We start from the raw sequence: 11,841 nt of genomic DNA on the forward strand, positions 1-11,841 counted from the left end.
TTCTGGCTAGAGAAAATAAATATAATTATAATTCAATATGTTAGTAAATTCCTTAACTAGAGTTCAGGTTATTTAATTAATTAGCACTATTACAAAACAAAAAAGCAGCCTTGGCTGCTTTTTTACTTTAAGCGTATATATTATTCAGCATTTGGCTGAGTGCTAAGTTGTTGCTCTAACAGTGCAACTTTAGCTTCAAGCTCAGTTAGCTTTTCGCGTGTACGGATCAGTACTTGGCTTTGTACATCAAACTCTTCACGACTTACAAAGTCCATCTCAGCAAGCTTGTTTTGTAAAACTTGTTTGGTTTTACCTTCGAGTGTATCGGCTAAGTTTTTTACGCCTTGTGGCATATTACTAGTGATTTGCTTTGCAATTTCTTCAAGTTTTGCTGGATTAATCATGTTCGTCCCTTGGCTGTTGCCCAGAATTTATAATAACTAATATTACCTTATAGCCAGTGTATTTAACACAGGTTGATCTTTATCGAATTAATTAGTGCAATTGCTATGCTCGCTGTAATGGTTACGTTAAAATTGCCCGTCTTTTTAAATCTCTTTGGTCGTTATGAAACTCAATCCTAAACAAGATGAAGCGGTAAAATATATTAGTGGGCCATGCTTAGTGCTTGCTGGAGCTGGCTCTGGTAAAACGCGTGTTATTACTAATAAAATCGCATATTTAGTGAAACAGTGTGAGTATAAAGCGCGTAATATTGCCGCGGTTACTTTTACCAATAAAGCTGCTAAAGAGATGCGTGAGCGTGTTTTGCAAACACTTGGCAAGCAAGATGCCAAAGGGCTTTGGGTATCTACATTTCATACGCTGGGTTTAGAAATTATCAAAAAAGAACTTAGTACACTGGGCTTTAAGCCGGGTTTTTCGCTATTTGACGATCAAGATACCAACCAGTTATTAAATGATTTAACCGAAGACGAACTTAAAAATGATAAAGACCTACTCAAGCTATTAAAAATGGCAATTGGTAGCTGGAAAAACGAATTAATTTTACCAGAGCAAGCAATCCGCGAAGCGCGAGAGCCACAAAAAGCATTATTTGCACAGCTTTATGGTCGCTATCAAAACCAGTTACGTGCTTACAATGCACTAGATTTTGATGACTTAATAATGATCCCTACTTTGCTCCTTACTAATAATGCCACCTCACGGATGCGCTGGCAGCAACGCTTTAAATACTTGCTGGTGGATGAGTACCAAGATACCAATACCAGCCAATACCAACTTGTTAAGCTGTTAGTAGGTGAGCGCGCCCGCTTTACTGTGGTAGGCGATGACGATCAATCGATATATTCATGGCGCGGTGCGCGTCCGCAAAACTTAGTGTTATTAAGTAAAGACTTCCCCGGGCTTAGACTTATTAAGCTGGAGCAAAACTACCGTAGTGCAGGGCGAATACTAAAAGCGGCTAATATATTAATTGCCAACAACCCGCACGACATTGAAAAAAAGCTGTTTAGTGAGCTCGGTTATGGTGAGCCAATAAAAGTAATTGGTTGTCGTGATGAAGAGCATGAGTCTGAGCGCGTAGTGGCTGAAATTATTTCGCATAAGTTTATGAAACGCACTAGCTACAAAGATTACGCTATTTTATATCGCGGTAATCACCAAGCGCGAGGCTTTGAAAAATCGTTAATGAGTAACCGTATTCCATACAAAATTAGCGGTGGTATGTCGTTTTTTTCGCGCTCAGAAATTAAAGATATTATGGCCTACTTACGGCTGCTGGTTAATCAAGACGATGACAATGCATTTTTACGAATAGTAAATACACCACGGCGCGAAATAGGCACGGTGACACTTGAAAAGCTGGGCACGCTCGCAAATGAAAAGCACATGAGTTTATTTGCTACCTGTTTTGATAATGACCTAGGTTATAGGCTAAAAGGGCGTGGTTTGAACGCACTTACTGGGTTTGCACGTTGGGTTGTGGAGCTATCAGACAACGCGGTGCGCGGTGATACCCTAGAAGCGGTTAAAGATTTAGTGCGTAACATTAACTACGAAGCGTATTTATACGAGTCATCACCTAGTGCCAAAGCGGCTGAAATGCGGATGAAAAACGTATCGGAGTTATATCGGTGGATCACCGACATGCTAACCGGCGACGCCGATAACGAGCCCATGACCTTGGCCGAAGTAGTGAGCAAACTTACATTACGCGATATGTTAGAGCGTAACGAAGAAGAAGATGAAGCCGACGCGGTGCAGTTATCAACCTTGCATGCATCAAAGGGACTAGAGTATCCGTACGTGTTTATGGTGGGTATGGAAGAGGGCTTGCTACCGCATCAGGTAAGTATTGATGAGGACAACGTAGATGAAGAGCGTCGCCTTGCGTATGTTGGGATCACCCGAGCTCAACAAGAGCTCACCTTAACTTATGCTAAAATACGTCGTCAATTTGGCGAAACATCACAAACAGAGCTCAGTCGTTTTGTACAAGAACTACCACAAGACGATTTAGCATTCGAGAATAAAAAAGCACCTAATAGCCAAGCCGAGCGAATGGAAAAAGGTCAGGCGCGTGTGGCTAATCTACGCGCTATGCTTAAAAAACCTGAATAAATTGGTTAACGTTGCAGTGATTCAGAGTGACTAATAGAGGGCTGCAAACTACTGTTAAGTGCAGACTGTTTACCGATAAAAAATCCTAGACCGTGTTTATCTAATAGAGCTCTAAAATTTAATATAGCAGGGCCTTTTGCTATTACTTTAGTGTTTTTAATTTTAGTAATGGCAAGTACTCCCTGCAGTTGTAGGTCGTAGCTAGCTTGCTGCAAAATACGTTTACTAAATGTCGAGCTTAGTAGTAGGTAGTCAAAATCAATTTCGCTAAGTAAGTTAAGCTCGCATTTATCTTTAGCAAAATTATTTAACCCAATAGAGTAGCCATTTAAAGATAATTGCTTTAAATTTTCAATTTGTGTTGCACTAGCATAACGAATTTCTTGCTCGTCAAAGAGTAAGCAAAGCTGTGTTTTGTTTTCGCATTGGCTCAAAGCATCAGTAAATAAATTAAACTCAGGATGGGCCAATAACAAACTAGAGCAAGGTAGTAAGCCGACGTTTAAGTTAGCGTTACTTGTTTGTGTGTATGCTTGTTGCAGTAGCTGAAGTTCAACATTAAGATGTTGCTCTTTATCGCAGGCAAACTTTTTTAGAATATCAAAACTGGTATAGCCCAATATAGGGTGCTCGCCAAATGCCTCTAGCAATGACTCAGACTGGCAATTTTCATCAAGAGTAATGATCTCAGAACTTCTAAAATTCATTGGTAGCTGTTCAAGGTAATGCAGTACTGGTGATTGCTGCTCTGGTATTGCTTGCGTTAATAGCGGGTGGAATAGCTCATAGCGGTTTCTACCTGAGTTTTTAGCGTAGTACATAGCGGCATCGGCATCACGAATTATTTCATCCGTATTTTTATAGCTTTGGTTAGAGTAAGTTATACCAATACTTGCACCACTTTGCAGTGACGAGCCTTTAAAACAAAATGGTTCTGCCATTAAGTTAATTATTCTATTTGCAACATCTTCAGCTTGTTGAGGCTCGGTTAAATGAGTCAATAAAATTACAAACTCATCCCCCCCTAAGCGCGCTAATAAGTCGTGCTCGCGAATACACTGCGAAAATAGCTTACTCACGCTAATTAAAAACTGATCCCCGGCATGATGGCCAAGTTGGTCGTTAATACTTTTAAACTTATCTAAATCAATAAATAATACGGCAAAGTGTTGCTCTACAAAGCGATGATATTCTTGCAGGGTTTTTTCAAGTTGAGTTAAAAATAAGCTTCGGTTAGCTAAACCGGTCAGCGAGTCGTGATGCGCGTCGTGATAAAGCTGCTGCTCTATTTTTTTTCGCTCATCAATTTGCATTTGTAAATGTAGGTTAGCTTGGCGTAACTCTTTAGTTTTTTCGTCAACCCGAAACTCAAGCTCCTGATGACTCTTTTTAAGTGCGATATTAGCTAATTTTGTTTGTAATACTGTAGCAATTTGATGGGATACAAAGGTGATGAGTTCGCAATCATCTTGGCTAAAAATATGTTTATTGTTATACGCTTGGCAAACAATTAAACCAATAACACCTTGTGATGTTTTTAATGGTGCGCCAAGCCAACTAGTAGCCATTTGCTTTTCAGGCACAGGTGAAGTGCGTTGTACTGTGCCATCTTGTATAAGCGCTTTTGCTCTATCGGGATGTATAAGCTGAGTTTCTTCGGTGCTAATTACCAGCTCACTATAGCCTTTAGAAAAACGCCTTGATTGAGGGTTCTTTTTAAATTCATCTACGTAATAAGGAAAGCTTAGCCAGCCAGAATCTTTGTTATAAAGTGCAATATAAAGGTTATCAGCATAGGTTATCGACTTTATAATTTCATGCAGTTGTAAATATACATCATCAATATTTTTAGCTTGTGTTGCCAGCTCCGATATTTTAAATAAAATTTGCTGGCGTTGTAGGGCTCGTTTACGTTGTTCGACTTCAAGGTTAAGCGCTGCGTTACTTTGTGTAAGTGCTTGGGTGCGAATTTTAACTTCGGCTTCGAGTTGCTCGCGCTTTTTTACTCGCTCTATTGCGGTAGCTAAGTACAGCGACATAACCTCTAGTAATTGTATTTGTTGAGGGCTGTATCCTTGCTCTGTGTCGTAACTTTGTGCTGCAAGTACGCCTATAATGCTTTTTTCTTGAAATACAGGCACGCCAATCCAGTGCTCAGCAGGCGTACCTAAAGCTTTAAATAAACCATTATTAGCAGCATCTTGCATTTGTTGCTTAGTAAAGTAGGTTGTTTTACCTTGTTTAAATACATAACCAGTTGCACCTTCGTTAAAACTATTATGCTGATTAAGGGCAATAGCAAGACCATCTTTTTCGTCTGAAAAATAAGAAAGTTCTAATAAGTTTGTGTGTCTGTTGGAAAGTACAACATAAAAACTTTTGCTTGGTACGTACTTTTGCAAAATATCGTGTATAGCGGGATAGAGTAAGGTAAGTTCTGCAACCGTGCTGGCTTGCTCTGATAATAGGATCAGGGCATTTTGTAGATGATGTGCATGCTTGTACTTTTTCAGTAGCGCTTTAAGACGTTTATTTTGATGCGCTAAGTTACTAGGTACTGTTAATTTATCTTCCAATGATGTTAACCAGCTGTGTTTTTATTGTATACTAATTGCGCTTATAATTTCATTTTTAACTATTAGCGTCAAGTATATATTCGTTAAAATAGCGGTTAAAAGTAGATAAAAAGCATTAAAAAAGGCTTACCTTAGGTAAACCTTTTTATTTATTGATTTTAGTAGGCTTTTACTTAGTTGTCATAAAGTTAATTGCGGCACTAATTTCGTCTTCAGAACAATCCATACAAGTACCTTTTGGCGGCATTGCATTAAAACCATTCAGTGCGTGATCGAGTAATACATCATTACCTTTAGCAAGGCGAGGTGACCAATCATCAGCCGATTTAGGTGCGCCTAACGCACCAGTACCGTGACACGCAAAACATGAAGCTTGATATACTTGCTCGCCAGAACGTGGGCCAGTAGGGGCTGCAGGAGCGGCCACTTTGTCACCCTCAAGGTATACAGCACCAATCGGTGCGAGACGTTTTTTGATTGCATCGGCAGTCATAGAGTTATCATATGGCTGTGCGTATGCGGTGGTTGCTAGCATTAGTAATGCTGCAGCTGATAGTTTTTTCATTTTGCCTTGCCCACTTCAATTTGAACGTGATCAATCACGATTGTAAATGACGGAATTTAAAACAATTATAACTCCCCTAAGCAATTTATAAAATGCTAAGAGTAGATTTTATTGATTAAATCGACTAAAGATTGCGTTAACTCAATAAAAACAGCAGTTTACTAAATGGTTAAACAGAGTAACTGTTATTCTAAGTTACAAAAATCTAAATAGATCATATTGCTCAAAAATCAGCTTAGTGCGAGCACTTCACTCACCAGTTTAGCTATTCCAGCATCGGCATCGAGTATAGATTGTGCCAGCATATAGGCTGGTGTTGTTACTAGCTTGTACTGCTGATCTACAACAATATCATCTACTGCGCAGGTGACATGCTGAGCACCTAGGGTGTTAAGTGCATTAGCTGTGTCACTATCATTACCTATAGTTAGGTGTGCTTGCTGATAAATAAAAGGAATTAAATTAGGAGCAATACACATATAGCCCGCTGCTTTATTGGTATTGGCAAACGCTTTACAGGCATGTAACACGTCAGCATTAATACTTGCCTGTGGCCCTTTTATAGCAAAGTCAGATAGATTTTTTGCAGCACCAAAACCACCCGGTACAATTAAAGCGTCAAACTGTGTAACGTCCAGCTCAGTAATCGCTTTTACTTCGCCGCGAGCAATACGCGCTGCTTCTACAAGTACATTACGATTATCGGTGGTTTCTTCACCAGTGAGGTGATTAATGGTGTGATGCTGCGCTATATTGGGTGCAAAGCATTGATAACTTGCACCATTTTTTGCTATGTGTAATAAAGTCAAAACGGCTTCATTAATTTCACTACCATCATAAACGCCACAACCGGCTAAAATTACTGCAACTTTTTTCATTTTTTATCTGCTCCGTTTAAGTCGGCAAACTAAAATTTAGTTCGATAGATTAGGGTCTGTTAACCTTTGGGGATTAAAATTTGTTCAAACTAGGAGCGATTTGATCGCGGCGCGAGGTTTGTAACCTAGTAGGCTCGATAACTGCTCCTGCGTTATTCTACTGGCTTACATCTATGTGTAAATAAGTAAAAACAGAGCAAAGCTTTTGCATCCTGCTCATGCCCCTAACAAAGAGTTAATCGCCCCTAGACAGAACCCTTCGGGCAGCGCATGTTTGGTATTAATGCTGCGTTATCGCCTATTTATGGGGAATAACCACACCACATAGGCTCTGCCTTGTCTAAATACCAAACACACTGCTGCAAACTCAATCTTGAAAGATCAACAGACCTTCAAGTTTAACATGGCAAAAATAATCTGTTTGAAAAATTATTTGTATAGTTACTGTTCGCTAAGCGAGTGATCATAGGGTATATGCCATTTGGTGATCAACCACAGTGAAAAAAATTATAAAGGATCGCTATGATCTTTGATCCATTATGCTAGAATGCTCGTCCAGTTATTTAAATGGATGCAAATAATGGCAATGACTAACAGCGGATGTAACGCTTAAAACTTTTTTCCACATTGGTAAAAAAATAATAAAAAAAGAACCTCGTATTATCTTTTTTAGTAAAAACAACCAGTTAACTTTATTTCTAAGCGTTTTTTAATGCTTTGGAAGAATGGCCTGTGGCTGTTATCTACAAAGTTATCCACAGTTTGTTCTGAATTAATCAACATCAGTAGTATTAATTCGCAGTCGTTTTATTCACTGCCTTATGGCATGCTTATAATTATCTTACTTTTTGTATTTAGGATCCAAATTCACCATGGCTCAGATCCCCGAAAACCCACTTATTTTAGTTGATGGCTCTTCATATTTATTTCGTGCTTATCATTCACCGCCACATTTAACTAACTCAAAAGGTGAAGCGACCGGAGCGATATATGGTGTGATCAACATGCTAAAAAGTTTGATCAGACAATATGATCCCTCGCATATGGTGGTTATATTTGACGCTAAAGGCAAAACCTTTAGAAATGACATGTATAGCGAATATAAAGCGAACCGTCCGCCAATGCCAGATGACTTACGCACGCAAATAGCGCCAATCCATCGTATTATTAAAGCAATGGGTTTTCCGCTTATTAGCATTGAAGGTGTTGAAGCCGACGATGTAATTGGTACGTTTGCGCGCATAGCTTCAGAGCAAAAGCGCCATGTACTGGTTTCTACCGGCGATAAAGATATGGCGCAGTTGGTAAATGAACATGTAACGCTTATAAACACCATGACCGACAGTATCTCGGATCCTGTTACTGTAGTTGAAAAGTTTGGTGTGGGCCCAGAACTTATTATCGATTATTTAGCTTTAATGGGCGATAAAGTAGATAACATTCCAGGGGTAGAAGGGTGTGGTCCTAAAACTGCGGTTAAGTGGTTAGAAAAATACGGATCGCTACAGGGCGTTATGGATAATGCCAGCGAGATCAAAGGTAAAATAGGAGAAAAGTTAGCAGCTGCGCTAGATCATCTGCCTTTAAGCTATCAACTTGCTACTATTAAGTGTGATGTTGAGGTTGAGTCGGATCTTGATACCTTTAAGTTACAAGAGCCCAATAAAGATGAGCTAATCGCGCTTTATGGTGAATGTGAATTTCGTCGTTGGTTAGCTGAGTTACTCGATAACCCTAAAGATACCGAAACACACTTAGCTGTTCCCACTGAGGCTAACGAAGTACCAAAAGTAGCAGAGGCACAATACGAAACTATTTTAACCGAGAGCCAGTTTGATGCATTAATAGAGCAGCTAAATGATGCTGAGCTATTTGCCTTTGATACAGAAACAACCAGCCTTGATTACATGCAAGCACAGTTAGTAGGTATGAGCTTTGCGGTAAAAGCCGGTGAAGCTGCTTATTTACCCGTTGCTCACGACTATCCGGGTGCACCTGAGCAACTAAGCCTTGAGTTTGTAATGCAAAAATTAGGACCTATTCTAGCCGATGCCAAAAAAGCTAAAGTAGGGCAAAACCTTAAATACGATAAAAGCGTATTAGCAAATGCGGGTTATGAATTAAACGGTATTAAGTTTGATACCATGCTTGAATCGTATGTGCTTAACAGTGTGGGTACGCGCCATGATATGGATTCACTGGCACTTAAATTTTTAGGCCATAAAAATATCAGCTTTGAAGATATTGCTGGTAAAGGTAAAAAGCAACTTACTTTTAATCAAGTAGAGCTAGAAAAAGCCGGCCCCTATGCCGCTGAAGATGCAGATATTACGCTGCGTTTACACCAAGTTTTATGGCCAAAATTAGCCGCTGACGAAAAACTAAAATCAGTATTCGAAGATATAGAAATGCCACTGGTTAATGTTATTTCTGATATTGAACGCACTGGTGTAGCAATAGACAGCAAAATGCTTGCTGCGCACAGCCAACGCTTAGGCGAGCGTTTATTGGAGCTGGAAAAAGAAGCGTATGAAATAGCGGGTGAACCATTTAATTTAAGTTCTCCAAAACAACTACAAGTATTGTTGTTTGAAAAACTGGAACTGCCAATAATTAAAAAAACGCCTAAAGGCGCGCCTTCTACCGCAGAAGAAGTATTACAAGAATTAGCGCACGACTATCCACTGCCTAAAGTAATTATTGAGCACCGTGGTTTATCAAAGCTTAAATCAACCTATACCGACAAATTACCGTTAATGGTTAACGAGAAAACGCAGCGTGTGCATACCTCGTATCATCAAGCCGTAACGGCAACTGGGCGTTTAAGTTCAACCGATCCTAATTTACAAAATATTCCAATTCGCTCAGAAGAAGGGCGTCGTATTCGTGAAGCGTTTATAGCGGCCGATGGCTATAAAATTGTCGCTGCCGATTATAGCCAAATTGAGCTACGTATAATGGCGCATCTTTCACAAGATAAAGGTTTATTAAGTGCGTTCGCTAATGGTTTAGACGTGCACAGTGCCACTGCAGCAGAAGTATTTGGTGTAAGTTTAGAAGAAGTGACCAGCGATATGCGTCGTAAAGCTAAAGCGGTTAACTTTGGCTTAATTTATGGCATGTCGGCATTTGGTTTAGCACGTCAGCTGGATGTGCCACGCCATGAAGCGCAGCATTATATTGATAAATATTTTGAGCGTTTCCCAGGTGTTTTAGAGTATATGGAAACAACGCGTGAAAAGGCCGCTGAAAGCGGTTATGTAGAGACTATTTTTGGACGCCGTTTATATTTACCAGAAATAAAAGCCCAAAATGGTGCACGAAGAAAAGGAGCTGAGCGCGCAGCAATCAATGCGCCAATGCAAGGCACTGCTGCCGATATCATTAAAAAGGCAATGTTAAGTGTACACAGTTGGGTATACGAGCAAGCTCCCAATACCGTTAAGCTATTAATGCAAGTACACGATGAGTTGGTATTTGAAATTAAAACAGACTGTGTTGATGCTTACACAAAGCATATTTGCGAACTAATGTCGCAAGCGGCTACTCTTGATGTACCACTTATAGTTGAAGCTGATGAAGGCGACAACTGGGAACAGGCTCACTAAGTTTATATAATAAAATGACAAAAAAGTGCCTAAGGGCACTTTTTTTATGTCAGTATAAAAATATTAATTACTTAAATAAATAGCCGCATTAGTTACATAAAAGTTAACTAAAGAAAAGACCGATGTTAAATCATAAGGTGTTGGCAAATATACACAAATTATCTAGAATTTTATTGTACTAGTGCGCTGGCTTTTGTTAAAGTCGCGCCGTCCTCATCCTGTAGGACATCCTGTTGATGATGCATCTGCGAAGATGCAATTATTCATAGCTTCTCCCCAGTTTGCTATACCGGCCTATCATATATTTGATGGGCCGTTTTTTATTCCTAACCTTAATTATTCTCCATTTATTATTCTATAATTACACTTAATCCTTTAGGTGATACCATCATAAGCTCATAAAAAGTACTTTCTATTCATTTGTGGTTCTAATGAATAGGGTATTGTTCATTTATAGAAGGAATTCGTCATGTTTAAAGCATTAGCTATTGCAGGTTTGTCGTTATCAAGTTTAGTTATTTCTAATATCGCTCAGGCCGATTGGCAGTTAGTAAACGATAAAAGCCAATTAAGCTTTGTTTCTATCAAAAAAAATAGTATTGCTGAAGCAAATCACTTTACTAATATTGAAGGCAAGTTATCAGATAAAGGTGAGTTTAGTGTAAATGTAGACTTAACCTCGGCAGAAACACTGATCCCCATTCGTAATGAGCGTTTAACAAAATTATTATTTGAAGCCGATACATTTGCAAATGCCATATTAACCGCAGATCTAGCATCGCAGCTCAGCAGTATTAAAAAACCTGGCCAGTATGTGCTTAAAGGGATTAATGCGGAACTTGATTTTCATGGTAATAAAAAGCCGCTTACTATAGATGTGCTGGTTAGCAGTGCAGAAAATGGTGATTTAAGTGTGTCTTCTTTCAGTCCTATTATTATTAATAGTAATGATTTTGCAATTACAGAGGGCATTATGGAATTACAAAAATTAGCGGGTTTACCGTCAATTGCGACTGCCGTACCTGTTACTTTTGCACTGACATTTAAAAAGCAGTGATTTCCCTTAGCCAACTAAGCAAGCAATTAAGCGAGCCAAGCAAACCCTTTGATAGTTGGCAACCAACTCACTGTGGATCATTGCCAATGGTTATTAACGACCAAGGGCAATGGTTTTATGCTGGCAGTGAAATAACACGCCCGGCTATGGTAAAGCTGTTTGCCTCGGTATTGTGTAAAGAGGGTGAGCAGTTTTATTTAAAAACGCCGGTCGAAAAAATAGCCATCACGGTTGAAGACGCCCCCTTTATTATTGTTGCCTGGCGATTTGAAAATACCGAGCAAGGACAAGTGCTTTGTTGTATAGATAACCTAGACAGACAATGGCTCATCAGTGCTGAGCAACCTATATATATACAAGACTACAAAGATGCAGCCGTGCCTTATATACAACTCCCTTATGGGTGCTGTGCACGCGTGGCAAGAAGTGTATTTTATCAATGGGCAGAAATAGCCCAGACAGACAAACAGGGTTGTTTTATAACATCTGCCGGGGAGTAATGCCGATCAGTTAAGTAATAAAAAGCTTGACGATCGGTAAAATGAGATCAGAATCCTATGATCACAGGTCA

Annotated in this window: 8 protein-coding genes; 4 read left to right on the plus strand and 4 right to left on the minus strand. The window is 39.4% G+C overall.

Annotation, left to right across the window (positions count from 1 at the left end):
- Positions 1 to 140: 140 nt before the first annotated feature.
- Entirely contained in the window at positions 141 to 404 is a 264-nt protein-coding gene (gene ubiK / locus I6F41_RS16790) for a ubiquinone biosynthesis accessory factor UbiK (RefSeq protein ID WP_086994730.1), read from the minus strand.
- Between the two features lie 163 nt (positions 405 to 567).
- Here ubiK and rep point away from each other — a divergent pair, with 163 nt between their 5' ends.
- Positions 568 to 2,586 carry a DNA helicase Rep gene (gene rep / locus I6F41_RS16795; protein WP_182683853.1) on the plus strand — a complete coding sequence of 673 codons (2,019 nt, stop codon included), beginning with the start codon at positions 568 to 570 and terminating at the stop codon, positions 2,584 to 2,586.
- A 5-nt stretch (positions 2,587 to 2,591) separates the two neighbouring features.
- On the opposite strand, the gene I6F41_RS16800 is transcribed toward rep, so the two are convergent.
- The 3 genes from I6F41_RS16800 to elbB all read right to left on the minus strand — a co-directional run bounded on the left by I6F41_RS16800 (position 2,592) and on the right by elbB (position 6,605).
- Positions 2,592 to 5,162, minus strand: a complete 2,571-nt coding sequence (locus tag I6F41_RS16800; RefSeq protein ID WP_182677568.1) for a bifunctional diguanylate cyclase/phosphodiesterase — start codon at positions 5,160 to 5,162, stop codon at positions 2,592 to 2,594.
- Positions 5,163 to 5,331: 169 nt separating this feature from the next.
- Positions 5,332 to 5,727, minus strand: a complete 396-nt coding sequence (locus I6F41_RS16805; RefSeq protein ID WP_041454600.1) for a c-type cytochrome — start codon at positions 5,725 to 5,727, stop codon at positions 5,332 to 5,334.
- Between the two features lie 230 nt (positions 5,728 to 5,957).
- Entirely contained in the window at positions 5,958 to 6,605 is a 648-nt protein-coding gene (gene elbB, locus I6F41_RS16810) for an isoprenoid biosynthesis glyoxalase ElbB (protein WP_182683854.1), read from the minus strand.
- Positions 6,606 to 7,477: 872 nt separating this feature from the next.
- Between elbB and polA the strand changes: the two genes are divergently transcribed.
- The 3 genes from polA to I6F41_RS16825 all read left to right on the plus strand — a co-directional run bounded on the left by polA (position 7,478) and on the right by I6F41_RS16825 (position 11,770).
- Positions 7,478 to 10,213 carry a DNA polymerase I gene (gene polA / locus I6F41_RS16815; protein WP_182683855.1) on the plus strand — a complete coding sequence of 912 codons (2,736 nt, stop codon included), beginning with the start codon at positions 7,478 to 7,480 and terminating at the stop codon, positions 10,211 to 10,213.
- A 469-nt stretch (positions 10,214 to 10,682) separates the two neighbouring features.
- On the plus strand, positions 10,683 to 11,270 hold the full coding sequence (locus I6F41_RS16820) for a YceI family protein (RefSeq protein WP_011329398.1): 588 nt from the start codon (positions 10,683 to 10,685) through the stop codon (positions 11,268 to 11,270).
- On the plus strand, positions 11,267 to 11,770 hold the full coding sequence (locus tag I6F41_RS16825) for a DUF1285 domain-containing protein (protein WP_197108796.1): 504 nt from the start codon (positions 11,267 to 11,269) through the stop codon (positions 11,768 to 11,770). Before I6F41_RS16820 ends, I6F41_RS16825 begins: the two co-directional genes overlap by 4 nt.
- Positions 11,771 to 11,841: the final 71 nt, after the last annotated feature.

Source organism: Pseudoalteromonas sp. SCQQ13, assembly GCF_015864415.1.
In the GTDB taxonomy this organism is placed as follows: Bacteria; Pseudomonadota; Gammaproteobacteria; order Enterobacterales; family Alteromonadaceae; genus Pseudoalteromonas; species Pseudoalteromonas nigrifaciens.

Coding starts and splice junctions, on each gene's coding strand:
- ubiK (WP_086994730.1), bottom strand. CDS start 404: ATGATTAATCCAGCAAAACTTGAAGAAATTGCAAAGCAAATCACTAGT.
- rep (WP_182683853.1), top strand. CDS start 568: ATGAAACTCAATCCTAAACAAGATGAAGCGGTAAAATATATTAGTGGG.
- I6F41_RS16805 (WP_041454600.1), bottom strand. CDS start 5,727: ATGAAAAAACTATCAGCTGCAGCATTACTAATGCTAGCAACCACCGCA.
- elbB (WP_182683854.1), bottom strand. CDS start 6,605: ATGAAAAAAGTTGCAGTAATTTTAGCCGGTTGTGGCGTTTATGATGGT.
- polA (WP_182683855.1), top strand. CDS start 7,478: ATGGCTCAGATCCCCGAAAACCCACTTATTTTAGTTGATGGCTCTTCA.
- I6F41_RS16820 (WP_011329398.1), top strand. CDS start 10,683: ATGTTTAAAGCATTAGCTATTGCAGGTTTGTCGTTATCAAGTTTAGTT.